The 22,094-nt window shown below is 65.7% G+C and carries 18 protein-coding genes and 2 pseudogenes; 14 read left to right on the plus strand and 6 right to left on the minus strand.

Translation table 11 applies throughout. From position 1 onward, the window contains the following. Position 1 precedes the first annotated feature (1 nt). The 7 genes and pseudogenes from lpxA to QE373_RS12695 all read left to right on the plus strand — a co-directional run bounded on the left by lpxA (position 2) and on the right by QE373_RS12695 (position 10,481). Positions 2 to 793, plus strand: coding sequence for an acyl-ACP--UDP-N-acetylglucosamine O-acyltransferase (lpxA, locus tag QE373_RS12665; protein ID WP_057507849.1), 792 nt, complete (start codon positions 2 to 4; stop codon positions 791 to 793). Further along, positions 790 to 2,038 (plus strand): annotated as a pseudogene (lpxB, locus tag QE373_RS12670) (lipid-A-disaccharide synthase). Before lpxA ends, lpxB begins: the two are co-directional and overlap by 4 nt. Continuing rightward, positions 2,035 to 2,712, plus strand: a complete 678-nt coding sequence (locus QE373_RS12675) for a ribonuclease HII (protein WP_309687063.1) — start codon at positions 2,035 to 2,037, stop codon at positions 2,710 to 2,712. Before lpxB ends, QE373_RS12675 begins: the two are co-directional and overlap by 4 nt. A 651-nt stretch (positions 2,713 to 3,363) precedes the next feature. Then, positions 3,364 to 6,945 carry a DNA polymerase III subunit alpha gene (gene dnaE / locus QE373_RS12680; protein WP_309687066.1) on the plus strand — a complete coding sequence of 1,194 codons (3,582 nt, stop codon included), beginning with the start codon at positions 3,364 to 3,366 and terminating at the stop codon, positions 6,943 to 6,945. A gap of 74 nt (positions 6,946 to 7,019) precedes the next feature. Then, positions 7,020 to 7,979 (plus strand): acetyl-CoA carboxylase carboxyltransferase subunit alpha, encoded by a 960-nt coding sequence (locus tag QE373_RS12685; RefSeq protein ID WP_057508658.1) that lies wholly within the window; start codon positions 7,020 to 7,022, stop codon positions 7,977 to 7,979. 1,094 nt (positions 7,980 to 9,073) lie between these two features. Further along, positions 9,074 to 9,985: a hypothetical protein gene (locus QE373_RS12690; RefSeq protein ID WP_309687069.1), complete on the plus strand. Its 912-nt coding sequence runs from the start codon at positions 9,074 to 9,076 to the stop codon at positions 9,983 to 9,985. Positions 9,986 to 10,001: 16 nt separating this feature from the next. Further along, the gene (locus QE373_RS12695; RefSeq protein WP_309687072.1) at positions 10,002 to 10,481 is read left to right on the plus strand and encodes a hypothetical protein; all 480 of its coding nucleotides are present in this window, start codon (positions 10,002 to 10,004) and stop codon (positions 10,479 to 10,481) included. Between the two features lie 595 nt (positions 10,482 to 11,076). Here the strand turns inward: QE373_RS12695 and QE373_RS12700 are convergent. Next, the gene (locus tag QE373_RS12700) at positions 11,077 to 11,532 is read right to left on the minus strand and encodes a CopD family protein (protein ID WP_057508659.1); all 456 of its coding nucleotides are present in this window, start codon (positions 11,530 to 11,532) and stop codon (positions 11,077 to 11,079) included. Positions 11,533 to 11,595: 63 nt separating this feature from the next. Here QE373_RS12700 and QE373_RS12705 point away from each other — a divergent pair, with 63 nt between their 5' ends. Next, complete coding sequence (locus QE373_RS12705) at positions 11,596 to 12,186, plus strand: class I SAM-dependent methyltransferase (protein ID WP_057508660.1); 591 nt, start codon at positions 11,596 to 11,598, stop codon at positions 12,184 to 12,186. Between the two features lie 96 nt (positions 12,187 to 12,282). After that, a complete protein-coding gene (gene phaZ, locus QE373_RS12710; RefSeq protein WP_123699469.1) occupies positions 12,283 to 13,590 on the plus strand; it encodes a polyhydroxyalkanoate depolymerase in 1,308 nt (435 codons plus the stop codon). 143 nt (positions 13,591 to 13,733) lie between these two features. Here phaZ and QE373_RS12715 read toward each other — a convergent pair whose 3' ends face one another. Then, positions 13,734 to 14,756, minus strand: a complete 1,023-nt coding sequence (locus QE373_RS12715; protein ID WP_309687079.1) for a sensor domain-containing protein — start codon at positions 14,754 to 14,756, stop codon at positions 13,734 to 13,736. Beyond that, positions 14,753 to 15,118: a PadR family transcriptional regulator gene (locus QE373_RS12720; RefSeq protein WP_057508663.1), complete on the minus strand. Its 366-nt coding sequence runs from the start codon at positions 15,116 to 15,118 to the stop codon at positions 14,753 to 14,755. Before QE373_RS12720 ends, QE373_RS12715 begins: the two co-directional genes overlap by 4 nt. Positions 15,119 to 15,273: 155 nt before the next feature. Between QE373_RS12720 and QE373_RS12725 the strand changes: the two are divergent. Next, positions 15,274 to 16,174 (plus strand): annotated as a pseudogene (locus tag QE373_RS12725) (peptidylprolyl isomerase). A 3-nt stretch (positions 16,175 to 16,177) separates the two neighbouring features. Here QE373_RS12725 and QE373_RS12730 read toward each other — a convergent pair. Beyond that, positions 16,178 to 17,050 (minus strand): DMT family transporter, encoded by an 873-nt coding sequence (locus QE373_RS12730; RefSeq protein ID WP_309687083.1) that lies wholly within the window; start codon positions 17,048 to 17,050, stop codon positions 16,178 to 16,180. 133 nt (positions 17,051 to 17,183) lie between these two features. Here QE373_RS12730 and QE373_RS12735 point away from each other — a divergent pair, with 133 nt between their 5' ends. Further along, complete coding sequence (locus QE373_RS12735; RefSeq protein WP_309687086.1) at positions 17,184 to 18,128, plus strand: LysR substrate-binding domain-containing protein; 945 nt, start codon at positions 17,184 to 17,186, stop codon at positions 18,126 to 18,128. Between the two features lie 81 nt (positions 18,129 to 18,209). Next, complete coding sequence (locus QE373_RS12740) at positions 18,210 to 18,503, plus strand: hypothetical protein (RefSeq protein ID WP_309687088.1); 294 nt, start codon at positions 18,210 to 18,212, stop codon at positions 18,501 to 18,503. Positions 18,504 to 18,526: 23 nt separating this feature from the next. Here QE373_RS12740 and QE373_RS12745 read toward each other — a convergent pair whose 3' ends face one another. Together QE373_RS12745 and QE373_RS12750 are read right to left on the minus strand one after the other, a co-directional pair. Then, positions 18,527 to 19,276 (minus strand): DUF4349 domain-containing protein, encoded by a 750-nt coding sequence (locus tag QE373_RS12745; RefSeq protein WP_309689790.1) that lies wholly within the window; start codon positions 19,274 to 19,276, stop codon positions 18,527 to 18,529. 53 nt (positions 19,277 to 19,329) lie between these two features. Beyond that, positions 19,330 to 19,689, minus strand: coding sequence for a GFA family protein (locus QE373_RS12750; protein WP_309687091.1), 360 nt, complete (start codon positions 19,687 to 19,689; stop codon positions 19,330 to 19,332). Between the two features lie 104 nt (positions 19,690 to 19,793). Here QE373_RS12750 and QE373_RS12755 point away from each other — a divergent pair, with 104 nt between their 5' ends. Beyond that, entirely contained in the window at positions 19,794 to 21,593 is a 1,800-nt protein-coding gene (locus QE373_RS12755) for a DUF885 domain-containing protein (RefSeq protein ID WP_309687094.1), read from the plus strand. 266 nt (positions 21,594 to 21,859) lie between these two features. Then, positions 21,860 to 22,078, plus strand: a complete 219-nt coding sequence (locus QE373_RS12760; RefSeq protein WP_309687096.1) for a hypothetical protein — start codon at positions 21,860 to 21,862, stop codon at positions 22,076 to 22,078. Positions 22,079 to 22,094: the final 16 nt, after the last annotated feature.

The following is a 22,094-nucleotide window of genomic DNA, read 5'->3' on the forward strand; positions in this document are numbered from 1 at the left end:
GATGAGCGGACACGCTCCGTTGATCCACCCCACGGCCGTGATCGATCCGTCGGCGAAACTCGCCGACGGCGTCCGCGTGGGCGCCTTCACCCTGATCGGCGCCGATGTCGAAATCGGCGAAAACACCGAGATCGGGCCGCACTGCAGCGTGCACGGTCCCACCCGGATCGGCCGCGACAACCGTTTCATCAGCCACGTGGCGGTGGGCGGTGAACCGCAGGACAAGAAGTACGCGGGCGAGCGCACCGAACTGGTGATCGGCGACCGCAACGTGTTCCGTGAGTTCGTCACCCTCAACCGCGGCACCGGCGGCGGCGGTGGCATCACCACGATCGGCAACGACAACTGGATGCTGGCCTACACGCACGTGGCGCATGACTGCCACGTGGGCAACCACTGCGTGTTTTCCAACAACACCACGCTGGCCGGCCATGTGACCGTGGGCGACCACGTGATCATCAGCGGTTTCGCCGGTGCGCACCAGTTCTGCCGGATCGGCGCGCATGCGTTCCTCGGCATGGGCGCGTTGACCAATGGCGACGTGCCGCCGTTCACCATGGTGGGAAGTGATTCGCTCGGCCGCCCGCGCGGCATCAACAGCGAAGGCCTCAAGCGCCGCGGTTTCGATGCCGAGCGCATCGCCAGCATCAAGCGCGCCTACCGCACCCTGTACGTGGCCGGCCTGCCGCTGGCCGAAGCCAAGGTCCAGCTGGCCGAACAGGCCCGCAGCAGCGAGGACGTGGCCGAGCTGCTGGCATTCATCGAGCAGGCCGAGCGGCCGCTGCTGCGATGAATCCTGCGCCGCTGCCGCCGACCGCCGCGGTCATCCCGCTCCGCGTGCACAACGCCAGCCTGCCGGCGCGCGTGGATCCGCGGCCGCTGCGCGTTGCGCTGGTGGCCGGCGAAGCCTCCGGCGATCTGCTGGGTGCGGGGTTGGTGAGCGAACTGAAGGCCCGTTTCCCGAATGCCGAATTCGCCGGCATCGGCGGCGACAGCATGCGCGGTGCCGGCTGCCAGACCTGGTTCGATGCCAGCGAGCTGGCCGTGATGGGGCTGACCGAAGTACTGCGGCACCTGCCACGCCTGTTGAAGCTGCGCGCGCAGTTCCGCCAGCGCGTGCTGGAATGGCAGCCGGACGTGTTCATCGGCATCGACGCCCCTGATTTTCAACCTGCCCGTGGAGCGCTGGCTGAAGCAGCGTGGCATCCGCACCGTGCACTACGTCAGCCCTTCGGTGTGGGCCTGGCGCGAGAAGCGCGCCGAGAAGATCGGCGCCAGCGCCGACCTGGTGCTGTGCCTGTTTCCGATGGAACCGCCGATCTACGCCCGGCACGGGATCGATGCTCGTTTTGTCGGCCATCCGATGGCCGATGACATTCCCCTGCACGTAGACCGCGAGCAGGCGCGCGCGGGGCTGGGCCTGCCTTCCAACGCCAAGGTCCTGGCGGTACTGCCCGGCAGCCGGCTGGGTGAAATCAGCCGGCTCGGCGAACCGTTCTTCGAGGCGGCCTGGCAGGTATGCGAACGCATCCCGGGCCTGCACGTGGTGGTGCCGGCAGCCAATGCGGCCTGCCGTGCATTGATCGACCAGCAACTCTCCGGCTCGGCCCTGCCGGTTGCGCATTCGCATGTGCTGGATGGCCAGGCGCGCATGGCGATGATCGCCGCCGACGTGGTGGTGCTCGCCTCCGGTACCGCCACCCTGGAAGCGATGCTGGTAAAGCGCCCGATGGTGGTGGGCTACCGGGTCAACGAGCTGACCTACCGCCTGGTCAAGGCACTGGGCCTGCTCAAGGTGGACCGTTATGCCCTGCCCAACATCCTGGCCAACAAAGACCTGGCGCCGGAACTGATGCAGCACGACTGCGTGCCGGAAAAGCTGGCCGCGGCAATCCAGCAGTGGTTCGACCACCCGCAGAAGATCATCGACCTGCAGGCCACCTACGAGCAGCTGCACGGTGTCCTGCGCCGCGATGCGTCGGCACGCGCCGCCGACGCCGTAGCGGAACTGGTCGCACGCGAGGCGGTGGCTTCGTGAGCCGTCGCGGCGCTGCCGCCGCCACGCTGGCGCTGTTCGGCGGGGGCGGTCCGGCACCGGTGGCGGTGCAGCGCATCGCCGGGGTGGACGAAGCCGGTCGCGGCCCGCTGGCCGGTCCCGTTGCAGTGGCCGCGGTGGTCTTCAACCCGGCACGGCCGCGCATCAACGGGCTGGATGATTCAAAACAGCTGACCGCCGCCCGCCGCGACCAGCTGTACGACCGCATCATCGACCGTGCGCTGGCGTTCCATGTCGTGCTGGTGGATGCGCCCACCGTGGATCGGCTGAACATCTACCAGGCCACCCTGCAGGGCATGCGTGAGGTAGTGGCTGCGGTGGCCCACGTGGCCGATTTGGCCCGCATCGACGGCAACGTCGTGCCCAAGGGTCTGGTGCTGCCGGGCGAGGCGTTGATCGGCGGCGATGCCATCGACCGCGCGATCATGGCCGCCTCGATCCTGGCCAAGGTCAGCCGCGACCGTTACATGCAGCAGGTGCATGCGCAGTACCCGCATTTCGGCTTCGACCAGCACAAGGGGTATGCCACGCCGGCGCACCTGGCGGCGTTGCGCGAGCATGGCCCGTGCGTGGAGCACCGACGCAGTTTCGCCCCGGTGCGGGAGTGCCTGGCGGTGCCGGTTGCGGTGCCTGTGGAGATGGCGCTGGCGCTGTGAGTTGGCGAACGGGTGAGACCCCCTCGCGGGTGGCTGTTGTTTGAAGCTGCAGCCGGGGGGTTGGCCGGGCGGTGGGGCTGGTCGGGGGACGGCAACAACCGCGTCCATGCGGGCCTCGTTTCGCGCCATCCATGGCGCTCAACGCCCCCGCCCAGCCCCACCGCCCGGCCCCCTGACAGGTTCCTGTGGCCGCCACCCGCGTAATGAAAAGAAAAAGGCAAAGGCAGGGGTCAGAGTCCTTTCGCTGCGCGAAAGGACTCTGACCCCAAGTTTCTCCCACCCTTCCAACCCATCGCATTTTCCAAGGCCACCATGGACCTGTCGAAGGTGGGGCGGGGTGGGTTGGCGGGAACGCTCATCCGCATGGATGCGGATGGCGAGCCTCCATGGACGGATTCACGGCGATTCCCGCAAACCCACCCCGCCCCACCAACAAGCAGTCCCGCAGCTGTCGCTCTCTGGCCGTTGCCGTTGCCGTTGCCGTTGGCTCTGGCTTCAAAGCCCGCGCGCAGCGCGCAACACCCCCCACGTCAAGACCTTGTCCGTATAGCCCCCCGCCGCTACCCTGAGCGGGCACTCCTGCGCACCTGTGACCCCGGCGGCCGTTCCTACGCCTGCTCCCGGGGCCGGTGCGCTCCAACCTGGTCCGGCATGTCCAACTCCCGTTTCGTCCATCTCCACGTCCACACCGAGTTTTCGCTGGCGGATTCCACCATCCGCGTGCCGGCGAAGCCGGAACAGGCTGACCCGAAGAAAGCCAAACAGGCCAACCTGCTGTCACGCTCGGTCGAACTCGGCCTGCCCGCGTTGGCCGTCACCGACCTGAACAACCTGTTCGCGCTGGTCAAGTTCTACAAGGCCGCCGAAGGCGTGGGCATCAAGCCCATCGCCGGCGCCGATGTGATGATCGCCGAAGAAGGCCAGGACCCCTGGCGGATGACCCTGCTGTGCCGTGACCGCGAGGGCTACCTCAGCCTGTCGCGGTTGCTGACCCGCGCGTGGATGGAAGGCCATCGCTCCGAAGGCGGCGTGGCCGTGCACCCGGAATGGTTGAAAGCCGGCTGCCAGAACCTGTTCGCCCTCAGTGGCCGCGACAGCCTGGCCGGACGCCTGGCCGCCGCCGGCAAGCATGACCTCGCCGAACAGCAACTGGCCGACTGGCAGCGCGTGTTCGGCGATGGCCTGCACCTGGAACTGACCCGTACCGGGCGCGAGGGCGAAGAGGCGTTCAACCAGTTCGCGCTGATGGCCGCAGGCCAGCGTGGGTTGCCGGTGATCGCCAGCAACGATGTGCGCTTCCTCGCACCGACTGATTTCAGCGCCCACGAAGCGCGCGTGTGCATCGCCTCCGGCCGCGTACTGGATGATCCCAAGCGTCCGCGCGACTACAGCGACCAGCAGTACCTGAAGTCGTCCGAGGAGATGTGCGCGCTGTTCGCCGACATCCCCGATGCGATCGACAACACCCGCGCGCTGGCCGAGCGCTGCAACATCGAAATGCGGCTGGGCACCTACTTCCTGCCCAACTACCCGGTGCCCGACGACGAAACGCTGGACAGCTGGATCCGCAGCGAAGCGCGCAAGGGGCTGGCGCTGCGCATGGAGAAGAATCCCGTAGCGCCTGGCATGACCTTGCAGGACTACAGCGAGCGCCTGGAATTCGAGCTGGATACCATCATCAAGATGGGCTTCCCCGGCTACTTCCTGATCGTGGCCGACTTCATCCAGTGGGGCAAGAACCAGGGCATCCCGATCGGTCCGGGCCGCGGTTCCGGTGCCGGTTCGCTGGTGGCCTGGGCGCTGCAGATCACCGATCTGGATCCCCTGCCCTACAATCTGCTGTTCGAGCGCTTCCTCAACCCCGAACGCGTGTCGATGCCCGACTTCGACATCGACTTCTGCATGGACCGCCGCGACGAAGTCATCGACTACGTTGCGCGCAAGTACGGCCGCGAGCGGGTCAGCCAGATCATCACCTACGGCACGATGGCGGCCAAGGCCGTGGTGCGCGACTGCGGGCGCGTGCTGGGCTTCCCGTACGGCCTGGTGGACAGCGTGGCCAAGCTGATCCCCAACATCCTGGGCATTTCGCTGAAGGATGCGATGGGCGAAGGCAAGGACAGCGAGATGGCCTCGCCGGAGCTGATCCAGCGCTACCAGAGCGAGGACGATGTCCGCGACCTGATCGACCTGGCGCGGCAGCTGGAAGACCTGACCCGCAACGCCGGCAAGCACGCCGGCGGCGTGGTGATCGCGCCCGAGCCGCTGGCCGAGTTCTGCCCGCTGTTCGCCGAACACGACGAAAACGGCATCGGCCGCAATCCGGTGACCCAGTTCGACAAGAACGACGTGGAAGAAGTCGGCCTGGTGAAGTTCGACTTCCTCGGCCTGCGCACGCTGACCATCATCGATTGGGCAGTGAAGGCGATCAACAAGCGCCACGAGCGCGCCGGCATCCCGCCGCTGGACATCACCCAGTTGCCGCTGGACGATGCGCCGACCTACAAGGACATCTTCGCCTCCGGCAATACCGGTGCGGTGTTCCAGTTCGAATCCTCCGGCATGCGCCGCCTGCTGAAGGACGCCAAGCCCGACCGTTTCGAAGACCTGATCGCGCTGGTGTCGCTGTACCGTCCCGGCCCGATGGACCTGATTCCGTCCTTCGTCGACCGCAAGCATGGGCGCGAGGAAGTGGAGTACCCCGATCCGCGCACCGAGCGCATCCTGCGCGACACCTACGGCATCATGGTGTACCAGGAGCAGGTGATGCAGATGGCGCAGATCGTCGGCGGTTACTCGCTGGGCGGCGCCGACCTGCTGCGCCGTGCGATGGGCAAGAAGGTGCCGGCCGAGATGGCCAAGCACCGCGAGATCTTCCGCGAAGGCGCGGCCAAGGACGGCGTCGGCGAGGCCAAGGCCGATGCGATCTTCGACCTGATGGAGAAGTTCGCCGGCTACGGTTTCAATAAATCGCACGCCGCCGCCTACGCGCTGGTCAGCTACCAGACGGCCTGGTTGAAACGGCATTACCCGGCCGAGTTCATGGCCGCCACGCTGTCTTCGGACATGGACAACACCGAGAAGGTGGTCGGCTTCCTGGACGAGGTGCGCAACCTCGGCCTGACCGTGCTGCCGCCCAAGGTCAACCAGTCGGCCTACATGTTCGAAGCGGCCACCCCGGACACCATCCAGTACGGCCTCGGCGCGATCAAGGGCGTTGGCCAGGGCGCCTGCGAAGCGGTGGTCGACGAGCGCCTGCAGAAGGGTGCCTACACCGACCTGCTGGATTTCTGCACGCGCATCGGCTCGGCCAAGCTCAACCGGCGCACGCTGGAAGCGATGATCAACTGCGGGGCGCTGGACGAGCTGGGGCGCAACCGTGCCTCGCTGGCCCTGCAACTGCCCGAAGTGATCAAGGCCACCGAGCAGATGGCGCGCGAACGCGCATCGGGCCAGAACTCGCTGTTCGGCGGCCCGGATCCGAATGCACCGGCGATCCACCTGGAACTGCAGGAAACCGACGAATGGCCGCTGCTGCAGCGGCTGACCGGTGAGCGCGATACGCTGGGCTTCTACCTAAGCGGGCATCCATTCGATCCGCATCGCGACGATGTGCGCGACCTGGTCGGCACCGACCTGGGCGCGGTCGAGAAGATCTGGAGTGCCGCCAGCGGCGGCGGCGGCGGTGGCGAAAAGCGCTGGCGCCCGGAAGTGCAGACGGTGCTGGCCGGCCAGGTGGTCGGGGTGCGCCGCAAGGGCGAAAGCCAGATCTTCATCCAGCTTGAAGACGGTCGCGGCCGGGTCGAATGCAGTGCGTTCTCCGACGCGATGGCCGAGTTCGGCCACCTGATGACCAAGGACCGCATCCTGGTGGTCAAGGGCGGCCTGCGCGAAGACGAATTCAATGGCGGCTTCGCCCTGCGCATCCGCCAGTGCTGGGACTTCGACGAGGTCTGCGCGAACTACGCAACGCGGCTGTCGCTGCGCGTGGACCTGCGCCGCGAACGCCCGGTCTGGGAGCGCGTCAATGCCCTGCTCGACCGCCATCGCCCCGGCCGCACGCCCCTGCGCCTGGACCTGCTGCTGAAGGACCAGGAAGGCTCGCTGGCCGGCATGCTGGACGTGGGCGGCGAGAGCGCCGTACGCATCGATTCCCGGCTGATCCAGGCCCTGCGCGCCGACCCGGCCGTGCGCACCGTGAAGGTGCGCTACAGCCCGCCGTGGGCGAGCTGACCAGACGACGGCGTACGGGGCATCCCCACGCATTCGGCTAAACTTCCCTCCTTACATTCATACGACGGCTTCCGATGAATCCGAACTACCTCGACTTCGAGCAACCCATCGCCGACCTGGAAGCCAAGATCCAGGAGCTGCGCAGCGCCAGCGCCGGCCCGGCGGTCAACGTTGAAGCCGAAGTAACGGCCCTGCGCGGCAAGCTGCGCACGCGCACCGCGCAGATCTTCCGCAACCTGACCTCGTGGCAGGTGCTGCAGTTGGCCCGCCATCCGTCGCGTCCGTACACGCAGGACTACCTGCACCTGATGTTCGACGAGTTCCAGGAACTGGCCGGCGACCGTGCCTTCGCCGACGACAAGGCGATCATGGGCGGCCTGGCCCGCATCAATGGCCGCGCGGTCATGGTGATCGGCCACCAGAAGGGCCGCGACACCAAGGAAAAGATCAAGCGCAACTTCGGCATGCCCAAGCCGGAGGGCTACCGCAAAGCGCTGCGCCTGATGAAGATGGCCGAGCGCTTCGGCCTGCCGGTGCTGACCCTGATCGACACCGCCGGCGCCTGGCCGGGCATCGACGCAGAATCCCGTGGCCAGTCCGAAGCCATTGCCCGCAACCTGATGGAGATGGCCGAGCTGAAGGTGCCGGTGATCTGCACGGTGATCGGCGAAGGCGGCTCCGGCGGCGCGCTGGCGCTGGGCGTGGGCGACCGCACCATCATGCTGGAATACAGCGTGTATTCGACGATCAGCCCGGAAGGCTGCGCCTCGATCCTGTGGAAGGATGCCACCAAGGCCAAGGACGCCGCCGAGCAGCTGGGCCTGACCGCTCCGCGCCTGAAGGGGCTGGGCCTGGTGGACAAGGTGGTGCGCGAGCCGACCGGCGGCGCACACCGCAACCCGGTGCAGATGGCCAAGCGCCTGAAGGCCGTGCTGGTCAACGAACTGGACGCGCTGCAGGAACTGCCGACCGACGAACTGCTGGCCAAGCGCTATACGCGCCTGCGCAGCTACGGCACCTACGAAGCCGCGTAACCTGCGGCGGCTGGCTATGCCCGGCGGCTGTTCGCCCTGGTAGCTCCGAAGGCAGCGACAGGAGCCGCTGCCAACGTCGCTTGCGACGGCCCGCAAGGGTGCCGGTCAGGAAGACCGGCATAGCCATGCTCGGCGACTCTCCAATCCGGTGCTGCGGTGCCTGACGCAGACGGTGCTGCGCGATCGCACGAATCTCGAAAAGCCGCGACTTGAATAGCGCGATGTAATCGACTGAGTCGTTTTTCTATAACGACGGCGGCATTTTTATTAGGTGCAACCGTGGTGCGGTTGGGCACCTTGTTAGCACGGCGCCATTGCCGCGCCTCCCCGCGTACGGCTCGCTTATGCGCGAGCCCTGCTTATCTGACGACTATAGCCAATCGCGCCGGCGACCACCGACGCCCCCCCTCCTCAAGCACACCCAGTGCTCAGGGGTCGACAAGTCCTAACCGAAAGCCCATCGGACCGATCATCGCCAAGATGCATCGGAAAAGAATCCGAGGAACAGACCCTAGCGTGGGGGCTCCCGAGATAATGGGCATTGGATAACGAACCACCCCAGCTGCACTCGGAAAAAACAGCACCAGCGACCCCTCAATCGGGCGCTACGCGGACGCGCACGTGAAGCCTGGCCGGGCCATAGGCAAGCACTTGCAGCGTGCGCTGACCTTTAAACCAGCGTGTGAAACAGCATTAATATCCGGCACCCTTACGGGGATGCCAAAGTTCGCGCGAAATCTGCTATCTCGAATGAAAGCCATGGATTAGATTGAACACCCCACCGACGACTGAATAACCAACCAGGAGCACGCCAATAGCGCCCACCGCTCCACGAGATAAATCGCCATCATTGCTTTGAAACATCAGAGCAACAAACCCAACCGTGCGGATTGCCATATGCTCGATTTATGGACAGAAAGCAATTCGATTGGAACGAAATAGCTTGCCGGAGCAAGCCAACGCTGTAATACACAGCCCCCACCACCTTGCTTGGAAAGCATCTGATCGACATATAAGCGAACCGCTCAAAGTTCAATTTAAACTTCCGATCCCAGCCTCTTACCTGTTGGAAGCTAACAACGAGATCGCACGGAATGAAAGCTAAATACGCCCTAGCCAGTACGCTGTGCCTTGGGATAGTACTCTCTATATTCCACTTCGCGGCGAGAGAAGTACGAAAAGAACAGAACAGTTCAAGGCCGAGCGCCAGCAGTTCAGAGCAGAAATGGGTACGCCCCATTGGAAGCGGGGCGGCGCCGCCAATACTGCGAGGATCAATTGACGAGGCCAGAAAGAAGATTGATCCAATGGTATTCCAGCCGATCAGCGCGACGACCTATCAAATAGTGCGCATGGAAGACGCGCGCCCTCCGGGTGATGCCCTTTCTTACGTCATGAGTCTCATGCCCAGATCCGAATCAGGCGATGCACTCGCGACATTCGACATCTATCTCGCCGTTTCTGACTGTCGCAACTATTTGAGCGGGCCTGCTGACCGCGGACCTTCTGCTGGCGCCAGCGGCACAAGCCATATCAGGAATCTGGAGAAAATAGAGCGCAAGATTTCCGAATGCGCAGGACTTTCCACTGCACGGACTGTAACAGAAGAGAAGTGGCTCGAGATTGCAGCACAGCAAGGATCAATGGAAGCAAAACTCTATTACGCAATCGACACCAATTCCATCATCGGCGACTCTACTGACCAATTAAGAAACCCTGAAAAAGTAATGAGATGGAAAGATCAATCCATCTCATATCTGCAAGAGGTCGCAGGAACAGGAAACATCGATGCTATTTCTCGACTATCAAGCGCCTACGAGAATGGAATATTAGTCGATCAAAACCTCGAAATCGCTTATGCATACGCGCTCGCTGCCAACATGATACATCCAGACTCATCAGGCCCCGCGCTGATAGGAAACCTGGAGAGTAATCTCTCGGCAAAACAGCGGGAGTCGGGAATAGCGCTCTCGCGGAGCATCTACAACTCGTGCTGCACACTATAATTGGAGTTTTGTATCAATGAAATTTGGGAACAAAAAATCCCTGGCAGCTTCCTTGGCAGGTACGGGACTGATAATTGCGGGACTGGCGTTGGCAGCCGAATGGGCCCCTCCAAGAAACTGGGGGCCGTTCCATTGCGATGCATGCAAAGTTGCACCTTACATGCCTGAGGTGCCAACACTGGCCTTCTTGAAAGAGTTCAAAACAAGAATGCAGTACGCTGGAAATAGACTGCTCACAAATGACACTGTTACCGTATGCGCGGGCACGTTCTGTACGACGTACACATTGACAGACTCTGGTGACTTCATGGGCGGCGGCACCAAGGACAACACTCCACCAGGCGGTGGCGGCGGTGGTGGCGAAGGTGGCAGAAATGATGGCAGCGGCGGCGGCGGCGGCGGCGGCGGCGCCAACCTTGGCGGATCCGGCGGCTGTGTTGGACGCTGCACGGGAGTTGTTACGGTAAAACCGCCCTTCCAGGAGAATCCAAGGTAACTTCCTTACGGCATCGACCCATCCGGCGATTGTGCCCATTGGGGCGCAATCGCACTCGTCCGCAGCTTCTCTACGCGGTTCAGGGATTCGTGGCATTGATGCTATTGAGATGCCACTTCGCCGATCAGAACGCGTTGATGCTGGTTCCTATGAGTGCCCTTCCAACTATGCCTCGATGGCGCCAAAGAGCCGGACAAAGCCTTCGTCGTAACGCCTTCATTCTGTCCACACACCACGACGTTTGCCATGCCGCAGCGCATAGTTACCAACACCGCTTCTGACTGGGAAGCCATCATCTCGTTCGTTCTCGCTCGTGCAAGCACGGTGTCGTTGCGTGACCGGATCATGCGGTTTCCTGCCGGCGCCGTGATGGGTACCTCCTCCAGGCACCTACCGATTTCAGATGGCACTGCATCAGCAGATTCTTCGACTCCAGTGCGGAGAGTGGAGGAACGGATTTGGTGATGGCGCCGAGCCATGCTCGGCAGCTCTCCGTTCAATTTCACTACCCCTGACGTCGGCCGCGCTTGACGCTCGCGAGCATGGCTTGGCTTGGCGCTACCAGCCAACCGGCGCGCCGGCGCTCGGTCGTGGCTCAGAACGGCTTGGCCAGCACCAGCCAGACGATCGGGATGAAGGCCAGCAGCGGGATCTCGTTGATCCAGCGCAGCGCGCGCGATGACGGCAGCGCCCGGCCCTTGGCCACGCCCTTGAGCAGCCGCCCGATCCAGATGAAATACGCCATCAGCAGCACCACCAGGCCCAGCTTGGCGTGCAGCCAGCCGGCCCCGCCCGGTGCCACCATGGTCGGGAAATCCGGAATGACCCGGTAGCCCAGCCACAGCACCAGCCCCAGCACGAAGGCCAGCCCGAACATGCTGTGGCCGAAGCGGTACAGGCGCCGCCCCATCAGCTGCAGGCGTTCACTCACTGCCGCCTGCCCCGCCGTCTCGGCGATGTTGACCAGGATGCGCGGCAGGTAGAACACCGTCGCCATCCAGGCCACCACGAACACCAGGTGGAAGGTCTTGACCCAGAAGTAGGACTGCATGTGCTCGCTCCAGCGGCTGGCGTAGGATGAGCACCATTTTCACCGATGCGCAGAGCCACGTACATGCACAAGACCTACGACGCCGCTTATTTCCAGCACTGGTACCGGCGCGCCGATATCGGCGGCAGCGCGCGGCTGGCGCGCAAGGTCGCCCTGGCCGTGGCCAGCGCCGAGTACTACCTGGAACGCCCGATCCGCAGCGTGCTGGACATCGGCTGCGGTGAAGGTGCATGGCGCGCGCCGCTGCTCAAGCTGCGCCCCAAGCTCAGCTACCTGGGGTTCGACAGCAGCGACTACGCAGTGGGCCGCTACGGGCGCACCCGCAACCTGCACCCGGCCAGCTTCGGCGACTTCGCCTGGCTGCGGCCCTGCGCGCCGGTGGACCTGCTGGTCTGCTCGGATGTGATGCATTACGTGCCCGACCGCGAACTGCGCGCCGGGCTGGCCGGCATCGGCGAGCTGACCGGCGGCGTGGCCTTCCTGGAGACCTTCGCCGCCGAGGACGACTTCGAAGGAGACCATGACGGCTTCCATCCGCGCCCGGCACGCTGGTACCGGCGCGAACTGGGCAAGCACGGCCTGACGCCGATCGGGTCGCACTGCTGGCTGGGTGCCGCACTGGGCCAGGAAGCCGCAGCCCTGGAAAAGGCCTGAACCGGCGTCGTCCGGATCTGCGACCCCAGTTAATATTCCGCGGCGCCGGATCAGGTATGCTGCGCGGCAACATATGACCATACATATTGAGTCAATATGCTCTACCAGCTCCACGAACTGACCCGTAATCTGCTGGCCCCCTGGGTCCACCAGGCCCAGGCGAATGCCCACTTCTTCAACAATGCCGGCCACTGGTGGGGGCAGATGCCCGGTGCCGATCGCCTGGCGGCGATGAACGAGCTGTTCCACCGCCTCGGCAAGGATTACGAGAAGCCCGAGTGGGGCATCAACGAGATCGACGTGGACGGCGAGCGCGTGCCGATCGTGGTCCACGAAGAGGTCAGCAAGCCGTTCTGCAAGCTGCTGCGCTTCAAGCGCCACAGCAACGAAGCCGACCAGCTGCACACCATGCTCAACCAGCCGTTCGTGCTGGTGGTGGCGCCGTTGTCCGGCCACCACGCCACGCTGCTGCGCGACACCGTGCGCACCCTGCTGCGCGACCACCGCGTGTACGTGACCGACTGGGTCGATGCACGCATGGTCCCGGGCAGCGAAGGCGAGTTCGGGCTGGATGATTACGTGGAGTACATCCAGGAGTTCATCCGCCACCTCGGCGTAGAGCGGCTGCACGTGGTGAGCGTGTGCCAGCCCACCGTACCGGTGCTGGCGGCGGTTTCGCTGATGGCCAGCCGCGGTGAACCCACGCCGAAGTCGCTGGTGATGATGGGCGGACCGATCGATGCGCGCTGCAGCCCGACCGCAGTGAACAACCTGGCCACCCAGAACCCGCTGTCGTGGTTCGAAAACAACGTCATCCACACCGTGCCGCCGAGCTACCCCGGCGCCGGCCGCCGTGTGTATCCGGGCTTCCTGCAGCACGCCGGCTTCCTGTCGATGAACCCCAGCCGGCATTTCAGCTCGCACTGGGATTTCTATGCCGACCTGGTCAAGGGCGACCTGGAAGACGCCGATGCGCACCGTCGTTTCTACGACGAGTACAACGCGGTGCTGGACATGCCGGCCAAGTACTACCTGGATACCATCAGCGTGGTGTTCCAGGACTTCCTGCTGCCGCGTGGCGAGTGGTACATCAAGGGTGAGAAGGTCGATCCTTCGGCCATCCGCGATACGGCGCTGCTGAGCATCGAAGGCGAGCTGGACGATATCGCAGGACTCGGCCAGACCGAAGCGGCGCAGTCGCTGTGCACGGGCATCGCCGAAGACCGTCGCGAGCATTTCATCGTCGAAGGCGCCGGCCATTACGGCATCTTCAGCGGCCGCCGCTGGCGCGAGGTGGTGTACCCGAAGGTTCGTGATTTCTTCGCCGCCAATGCCGAAGCACCGGCGGCGGCGAAGCCGAAGAAGAAAAGCAACGTCACCCCGCTGCGGCGGAAAGCCGGCTGACGGCCGGCGTTGGCGCTGACGGCCAGCGGCCGTCACGACCGGGGAAGCGGCAAGGTAGCGCCGAGCCACGCTCGGCGAGCGCGGCGGAGTGACGGCCAGCGGCCGTCACTACCGGGCCGCTCCGGCCGTCACGTCCATCGCGCTTACAACCGTACCAGCAGGTGCTTGGCCAGGGTGCCGTGCATGCGGCCGACCGCCCGCGCCAGGTGCAGCGTGCCGAACAGCAGCAGCCCGCCAGCCAGGGCCAGCAGCGGCGTCGCCCAGGCCCCTTCCAGCAGCGGCAGGCCGTTGATGGTCACCCCGGTGTAGGCACCCGGGAACCACACCGCCACCGGCGACCAGATCAAGGCCAGCGACAGCGCCAGCAACGTCGTTGCCACGGTGAAGTAGGCGATGCCCAGCGGCAGCATCAGCACGAAGTACAGCAGGGTCAGCCAGGTGCGGCCATCGGTGAACATATCGCCGATCCGCTGCATCCAGCTGCGGCTGCGGTCGCTGAAGCGTGGGCGTCGCGGCATGCGCTCACCCAGCAGCACTTCCACCAGCCGCCCTTCCAGCAGCGACAGCCCGCGGATGGAGCCGAAGAACAGCACGGCCACCGGTACGCCGATGATCAGGATCAGCAGGCCCAGCGACAGCGACAGGCCGGTGACCACCCAGCTGAAGAAGAAGGTGCCCGTCGCCAGCGAAAGCAGCATGTAGAACAGCGCGCCATAGGTATGCGGATCCACCACCACACCGAAGAAGCGCGCCGCCAGCGAGCGCGGTGGCGGCGGCGGCGGATCCGGGATGGACGGACCCGGTGCCGCAGCGCCTGCTGCCGGCGGAACCGCATCAAAGCCGCTGGCCACTGCCGGGGCGGCCGTCACGCGGGTGCCCAGTGGGGTCTTCGGCGTGCGCAGCGCGCGGGTCACCGTCAGCTCGGTTTCGCGGTAGATGTCGGCCACCTCGTCCGGCGCGCCGTAGCTGCCGGCCACGTCGGCGATCACCTCGCCCTCGCTGCGCCCCGGCTGCGCCGCCAGTTCCGAACGCAGGTACTCCTCGGCGTCGTACAGCGCGTCCTGGACCATCGCCGGGTCGGCATCGTGCAGCGCCGCGCGCAGCTGCGCCAGGTAATCGGGAATGGTCGCCGGCAGGGTCCTGCCCATGGTGTGCTCGATGTTCATTGCAGTACGCCCTCCAGAACGGAATCGACGGAATCGCGGGTGGCACGCCAGGCCTGGATCCACTGCTCCAGCACGGCACGTCCCTGCTCGGTGATGCGGTAGTAACGTCGCGGCGGACCGCTGGTGGAGGGCTCCACGTGGCTTTGCAGCAACCCGGCGCCTTCCAGGTTGCGCAGCACCGGGTACAGCGCGCTCTGCTTGCCACTCAGCACGCCCTCGCCCACCTGCTCCAGTTCCTTGGCGATCAGGTAGCCGTACAGCGGCTCCGGTGCCTTGGCCAACACTGCCATCAGCGCCAGCGACACGGTCCCCGCACTGAGCTCCTTCTGGAACTTCTTCAGCTGGATCTCTTCATCGACCATGGCGGCATCTCCACTACGTTGAAGTGAACACTAGTGCGGAGTTCAACCTAGTGGAATAGGCCGGACGTCACGGTGTCGTGCAGCCGCCGTGCCCGGCGCTGGCAGGAAACCGTGGCCTCGCGCATGATCGGGCTCTCTTTCCTGAAAGGCTCACCATGGACCGTCGCCCCGCCCTGTTGGCGCTTGCCCTGGCCACCTGCCTGCTGCCTTCGCTGGCCCCGGCGGCCACGCCCTACCGCAGCGCGCAGCAGATCCTGGAAGCCGCACCCGACCGCGACTGGCGCACGCCGGACCCGGCCAACCTGCTGTACATGGACCTGCCGGCCGGACGGGTGATCATCGAGCTGGCGCCGCAGTTCGCGCCGCGCCACGTGGCCAACATCCAGACCTTCGCCCACGAACATTTCTGGGACGGCACCAGCATCTACCGGTCGCAGGACAACTTCGTGGTGCAGTTCGGCGATGCCGACGCCGACGACGCCGCCAAGGCCCGGCCACTGGGATCGGCGCAGAAGAAACTGCCGGCCGAATTCGAACGCGCCACGGCGGGATTTGAAGGTCAGCCCGCTGCCCGATCGCGATGGCTGGGCGGCACGCACCGGTTTCGTCGACGGCTTCCCGGTCGGCCAGGATACGAAGGACGGCAGGACCTGGCTGGCGCACTGCTATGGCGCGCTGGGCGCCGGCCGCAACAACGACGAAGACAGCAGCGTGGGCGCCGAACTGTACGTGGTCACCGGCCAGTCGCCGCGCCAGCTGGACCGCAACATCACCGTGGTCGGCCGCGTGCTGAAGGGCATGGAACTGCTCAGCGCCCTGCCGCGGGGCCCGGCGCCGATGGGCTTCTATGCCGACCCGCAGCAGCGCACGCCGATCACCGCGATACGCCGCGCCAGCGACGTGCCCGCCGCCGAACGCACGCCGATCCAGGTGCTGCGCACCGACTCGAAAACCTTCGCCGATACCGTGGAAGCCCGTCGCAACCGTGTCGATGATTTCTACAAACGGCCGGCCGGGCACATCGATCTGTGCAACATCCCGGTGCCGGTGCGGTGACGCTCAGCGGCGCTGGCTGACCGCCACGCTGCCCAGGATCAGTGCGCCGGCCAGCAGCATCTGCAGGGTGACCGGCTCGCCCAGCAACAGCCAGGCGAACGCCGCGCCGAACAGCGGCACCAGGTAGGTCACGGTGGAGGCGCGCGAGGGGCCGATGCGGGCGATCAGCCGGTAGAACATCAGGAAGGCCAGCCCGGTACAGACCACGCCCAGCGCCACCGCGCAGGCCCATGCAGCGCCCGGCACCGGGCCCTGCGGCCAATGGGTGAGCGCCATCGGCAGCATCCACAACGAAGCGCATCCCAGCGTTGCCGCCGCCGACGCCGCCGGCGGCAGGCCGGTCATGTGGCGCTTCACCAGGTTCACGCCCAGGCCATACAGCAGCGACGCCAGCGCACCGGCGACGACCGCCGCGCCAATGCTCAGCCCGGCGACCTTGGCGGTAGCCAGCACCACTACGCCACTGAACCCGACCAGCAGCGCAAGTGCGCGTCGCATGCCGATTTTTTCGCCGAAGAACAGGAAGGCGATGAGCGCGGCGAACAGCACCGTCATCGCATTGCAGATCGCCCCGATCGCCGCTGGTGCCCGTTCGGCAGCCCACGCGAAAAGCACGAAGGGCACGGCGGAATTGATCAGCCCGATCGGCGCCAACCACAGCCAGCGACGCGCCGGGAACTGCGCCCGCGCACGCCACAGGAACGGCAGCAGCACCAGCGCGCCGAGCACCAGCCGCACTTCCACCAGCGCATAGGGACCGAAGTGGGGCACGGCTACGCGCATGAACAGGAACGAGCAGCCCCAGATGGCGCCCAGCAGGGTCAGCTCCAGTGGCGTACGCCAGTCGCGTTCCAGCGCCTGCGGCAACGCGCTCATGGCTGCCTCCTGGGAATCACCTGCACCACCATGCCGCTCTCCTGCTGTCGGGTTGCCCAGCTTCGCGCTGCTGCGCAGGGCCCGCAAGCGCGTAGTATCGCTGCCAGCCACAAATCCGGCTTTGAGGCTCGCCATGCTCCTGCGCCCGTCCCTGCTGCCCGCCCTCGGTGTGTTCGCCGTTGCCGCGCGCCACCAGAACTTCGCCGCCGCCGCGCAGGAGCTGAGCCTCACCGCCAGCGCGGTCAGCCACCAGGTGCGCCGCCTCGAACAGCAATTCGGCAGCGCGTTGTTCCTGCGCCATGCGCGCGGTGTGCGCCTCACCGCCGAAGGTCGCCAGTTGGCCGATGCGGCCAGCGCCGCGCTGTCCGACCTGGCCACGGTCGCCAGCCATCTCAGGCCGCACGCCGACAGCGTGCCGTTGCGGATCACCACGCTGCGCTCGCTGTCCTACTGCTGGTTGCTGCCGCGCCTGCCACGCTTTACCGGGCTGCATCCGCAGGTGCGGATCGAACTCCACACCGGCAGCGGCCTGGACCGCTTCGACGACAATGGGCCCGAGGTCGGCATCCGCTACGGGCTGGGACAATGGCCCGGCCTGCACGCGCGCCACCTGATGGACGATGACCTCTTCCCGGTCGCCTCACCGGCGCTGGCCGGCGTGCACGGCCTGCAGGACCCTGCGCCCATCGCCCGCCTGCCGCTGCTCAGTGATCTGTCACCGCAGGGCTGGCGGGACTGGTTCCGGCATGCGGGCGTACGCGTGCCGGCAGCGCTGCCGCCGGTGCATACCTTCGCCGACAGCACCGATGCCATGCGCGCAGCGGTGTACGGCATGGGCGCGGTGCTGGCGCGCCGGCACATCGCCCAGCCCTACCTGCAACGCAACGAGGTGGTGCGCCTGCCGGGCCCGGTGATGAAGGCGCGCTATGCGTACTACGTAGTGAACAGTGATACGCAGGCGCCCTCGCCCCCGGCACGCCCCTTCATCGACTGGCTGCTGCGCGAAGCGCTCGACGAGCGCACGCCGATGCCGGCGCCACCACCGCAGCCGCCGGGGCGTGCCGTACAGGACGCGTGAGCAACGGCCCGGTTCCACCGTCACCCGCTCTTTTCCGGCCGCTGGCTAGGCTGGGGTCCTGTTTCCCACCAGGACCATCCCATGCCAATGCTGCGACTGCGAATTACCGGATCTGAAGACGACGCGCGTGCGATCAGCGACCTGCTGCTGGGCATCGAAGGCATCGAGCATGTCGAGGAGACCGACGACCTGATGCCGAAGATGGACGACGACGATTCCAGTTCGGCCGGCCTGTCCGATGACATCGGCCCGGGCAGCCATGAACTGGAAGTGGAAGTCGGCAACGAAAGCACCGCGCAGAAGGTGCGCGATGCGGTCCAGGAGCTCGCCCTGGAGCTGGATGTGTTCGTCGAATACGAGACCGACGAAGGCTGATCCGGCGCGGTTGAAAGGGCGGGTCAACCCGCCCTGCGCGCACGTCGCCGGCGCCACAGGCGCAGGCCGATCGAGCCGACGATGCTGCCGACCACCAGCACCGGCAGCAGCGCGGCGATGGCGCGTATCAGGTACGCGATGCTGGTGGTCAGGATCGCTCCCGATTCGGACAGCGCCATGCCGATTTCATTGCGGCTGCGCTGTCCGGACGGCGCGTTGAACTGCATCGTCACCAGCTGCGTGTCGATGCGTCGGCGCTGCTGCGCCGCGTCCTTGTTGGCCTGTTCCACCCCCGCCTCGATTTCCGACAGCCGCTGGGTGATGACCAGCAGGTCCGCCAGTTTGATGTCCTTGCTGTCCTGGTAGGCAAGCAGGCGCTCGTGCTCCTTCTGCAGCCGCGCCTTGGCCAAGGCCGTATCCGCAACCTGCTGGGCGAGGTCTTCGGCATGGGTGTTGCGCGATGACACCTGGCCGCCCTGCCCGGCCAATCCAATGAGCGGCTCCACGCCCTTCGGCGCGATGCGCACGCGGATCGAACCGCTGGGATACTCGCCGCCCTGCTGACCCACCTGCAGCACCGCGCAGTCGCCGAAGCGGGCGGACTGGCAGGCATCGGCGATCTGCTTGACCCGTGGCCCGATCTGCGCCGCGTCCAGGCGGATGTCCAGGTCATGCTCGTAGGCCAGCGATGCCCCTTCCGGGGACATCACCGCACCGGCAGCGCCGGCACCCGCATCGGCCGCTGCCTCGTGCCTGCCGCAGCCGGCCAGCATCAGCACAACGGCTGCCGCCACCGCAGGCGCCGGGTAGCGCACGGTTGCACAGCTCACGCATCGGCTCCATTGAATGCCGTCACCGTCAATCCATCCAGCGCCACGCCAGGAAGGCAACGCACATTCACCGCCACCATGGCCTGTCCACTGCGGGGATCGACGCCTTCGCTGAACGGGGCGATGCCACACTGGGCGCAGTAGTGATGCTGCAAGTGGTGCTTGTGGAACTGGTAAGTCGCCAGCTGGGCGGGGTCGCTGGACAGCGCCAAGGCCTCGCGCGCGGCGAACCACAGCAGGCCCCCGCGGCGGCGGCGGCACAGGGAACAGTTGCAGTCGATGACCTCGGTGACCGGTTCATCGGCCTGCACGGTGAACGCAATCCGGCCGCAATGGCAGCTTCCTTCGTACTGCATGATCCACCTCCACGTGGGAATGCGACGATGGTAATCCTTTGGCACGCAGACAGGGCGACGGCCCCGGCCTATGCTTGGCGATTGACCCCAAGACAGGATTGCCGATGCGCCAGCATCTCCTTGCCCTCGCCCTGATCGCTGCCCTCGGCGGCTGCCAGCAGGCCGACGCCCCCGCGTCCGCCACCCCGCCCGCCGCCGCGCCGGCGCAGGCCGCCGATGCGGCCTTTGCCGATCTGTCCAAGCGCGCCCTGGACAGCTGGATGCAGCTCTCGCCGGTGGGTGCCACGCAGATCGGCGACCACCGCTTCGACAGCGAGATCGACGATCTCAGTGCCGCGGGGCAACAGAAGACCCTGACCGCCTACAAGGGCCTGCTCGCCGAGCTTGAGAAAATGGACGTGGCCAAGCTGGGCCGCGAAAACCAGGTGGATGCGGCGATCCTGCGCAACCAGCTGCAGTCGGACATCTGGAATGCCGAAGTGCTGCAGTCCTCCAAGTGGGATCCGCAGATGTACAACGGCCTGGCCGGCAGCGCGATCTACGGCCTGATGGCGCGCGAGTTCGCACCGCTCCCCGAGCGCCTGAAGTCGGCGACCGCGCGCATGGAGAAGATCCCGGCGATCTTCGCCCAGGCCCGCGAAAACCTGGATCCGGCACGCGTGCCGAAGATCCATGCCGAAACGGTGGCCAAGCAGAACCGCGGCATCCTCAGCATCGTCGATACCTTCATCACCCCGCACATCGGCGAACTGCCGCAGGCCGACCAGCAGCGCCTGCAGGCCGCCATCGATGGGCTGAAGAAGGCCGTGGACGAGCAGCAGCAGTGGCTGGACAAGACCCTGGTGCCCAATGCCAAGGGCGAGTTCCGCGTCGGCGCCGAGCTGTACGACCAGAAGCTGAAGTTCGCGCTGAACTCCTCGCTGTCGCGGCAGCAGATCGGTGAGCGTGCACGTGCCGAACTCAAGCGCGTGCGCCAGGACATGTACGGCATCGCCCAGACCGTGCTGAAGGACAAGCCGGGTGCACCGGAAATGCCGGCGCAGCCGAGCGACGCGCAGCAGCAGAAGGCGATCGAAGCGGCGCTGGAACTGGCCTACGCCGACAAGCCAGCCCGCGACAAGGTCGTGGAAGATGCCAAGGCCGCACTGGACCAGTCCACCGCGTTCGTGCGCGAGCATGACCTGATGACCCTGCCCGATGCGCCGGTGGACATCATCCTGATGCCCGAATTCCAGCGCGGCGTGGCCGTGGCCTACTGTGATTCGCCCGGTCCGCTGGACAAGAACCTGAAGACCTTCTACGCGGTCTCGCCGATCCCGGATGACTGGAACGACAAGCAGGTCGACTCGTTCCTGCGCGAGTACAACTCGCGCATGATCCACCTGCTGAGCATCCACGAAGGCACCCCGGGCCACTACCTGGAAGGCTGGCATTCGGCCAAGTTCCCGTCCACCCTGCGCGCGGTGCTGCGCTCGGGCCTGTTTGCCGAAGGCTGGGCGGTCTATACCGAGCGCATGATGCAGGAGCAGGGTTATCTCGACAACGATCCGCTGTTCCACCTGGTCCAGCTGAAGTTCTACCTGCGCACCATTTCCAACGCGATCCTGGACCAGGGCGTGCACGTGGACAACTGGACGCGCGAACAGGCGATGCACCTGATGACCCACGATGCGTTCCAGCAGGAAAGCGAAGCATCGGGCAAGTGGGTGCGCGCGCAGCTGACGTCGGCGCAACTGCCGACCTACTTCGTCGGTGCGCAGGAACACTTCGACACGCGCAAGGCCGCGCAGGAAAAGCTGGGCGACCAGTTCAACCTGAAGGCCTACCACGACAAGATGCTGTCCTACGGCGCCCCGCCGGTGCGTTTCGCGCGCCAGCTGATGCTGGACCAGCCGATCGAGTAAGTGCGTCTGTCCGATCCCGGGCAGGCCTGCTGGCACGCTGAACGCAAAGCGCCCCGTGAGGGGCGCTTTTTCTTTCGCTGGTATGCCAGAAAACGGGATCTCTGACGATGTAACCAGGCACTGTCTAATTGCCATCACAGATCCAGCGTGAGAGGCCGCGCCCGACCGCACCTGCTGCGAATGCCGGGCGACGCCCTGCCGCCGCGAGACAAGACTATGGGCAAGCCGATGGAATCCGCCACCGGCCCGAACCCCAGGTGACCAGAATGATCAAGCCCATTGCCGCTACCCTGCTTTTATCCTTCGCCAGCCTCTCTGCCCACGCGGGATCAACGTGGCGCTGTGATTACATCCATGAAGGCGATATCGCCGACAGCCATTACGTGGAGGCCAACTCGCAGAGGCAGGCCATGCAGCGCACGCGTGAATGGGCGGCAGGACAGAACTTCCTGATCGACCGCTTCCTCGGGTGCCGCCCGGCCTGAAGCATTGGCGAAACCG

Source organism: Stenotrophomonas sp. SORGH_AS_0321 (assembly GCF_031453215.1).
GTDB lineage: Bacteria > Pseudomonadota > Gammaproteobacteria > Xanthomonadales > Xanthomonadaceae > Stenotrophomonas > Stenotrophomonas chelatiphaga.

Coding starts and splice junctions, on each gene's coding strand:
- lpxA (WP_057507849.1), top strand. CDS start 2: ATGAGCGGACACGCTCCGTTGATCCACCCCACGGCCGTGATCGATCCG.
- dnaE (WP_309687066.1), top strand. CDS start 3,364: ATGTCCAACTCCCGTTTCGTCCATCTCCACGTCCACACCGAGTTTTCG.
- QE373_RS12685 (WP_057508658.1), top strand. CDS start 7,020: ATGAATCCGAACTACCTCGACTTCGAGCAACCCATCGCCGACCTGGAA.
- QE373_RS12690 (WP_309687069.1), top strand. CDS start 9,074: ATGAAAGCTAAATACGCCCTAGCCAGTACGCTGTGCCTTGGGATAGTA.
- QE373_RS12695 (WP_309687072.1), top strand. CDS start 10,002: ATGAAATTTGGGAACAAAAAATCCCTGGCAGCTTCCTTGGCAGGTACG.
- QE373_RS12700 (WP_057508659.1), bottom strand. CDS start 11,532: ATGCAGTCCTACTTCTGGGTCAAGACCTTCCACCTGGTGTTCGTGGTG.
- QE373_RS12705 (WP_057508660.1), top strand. CDS start 11,596: ATGCACAAGACCTACGACGCCGCTTATTTCCAGCACTGGTACCGGCGC.
- phaZ (WP_123699469.1), top strand. CDS start 12,283: ATGCTCTACCAGCTCCACGAACTGACCCGTAATCTGCTGGCCCCCTGG.
- QE373_RS12715 (WP_309687079.1), bottom strand. CDS start 14,756: ATGAACATCGAGCACACCATGGGCAGGACCCTGCCGGCGACCATTCCC.
- QE373_RS12720 (WP_057508663.1), bottom strand. CDS start 15,118: ATGGTCGATGAAGAGATCCAGCTGAAGAAGTTCCAGAAGGAGCTCAGT.
- QE373_RS12730 (WP_309687083.1), bottom strand. CDS start 17,050: ATGAGCGCGTTGCCGCAGGCGCTGGAACGCGACTGGCGTACGCCACTG.
- QE373_RS12735 (WP_309687086.1), top strand. CDS start 17,184: ATGCTCCTGCGCCCGTCCCTGCTGCCCGCCCTCGGTGTGTTCGCCGTT.
- QE373_RS12740 (WP_309687088.1), top strand. CDS start 18,210: ATGCCAATGCTGCGACTGCGAATTACCGGATCTGAAGACGACGCGCGT.
- QE373_RS12745 (WP_309689790.1), bottom strand. CDS start 19,276: ATGCTGGCCGGCTGCGGCAGGCACGAGGCAGCGGCCGATGCGGGTGCC.
- QE373_RS12750 (WP_309687091.1), bottom strand. CDS start 19,689: ATGCAGTACGAAGGAAGCTGCCATTGCGGCCGGATTGCGTTCACCGTG.
- QE373_RS12755 (WP_309687094.1), top strand. CDS start 19,794: ATGCGCCAGCATCTCCTTGCCCTCGCCCTGATCGCTGCCCTCGGCGGC.
- QE373_RS12760 (WP_309687096.1), top strand. CDS start 21,860: ATGATCAAGCCCATTGCCGCTACCCTGCTTTTATCCTTCGCCAGCCTC.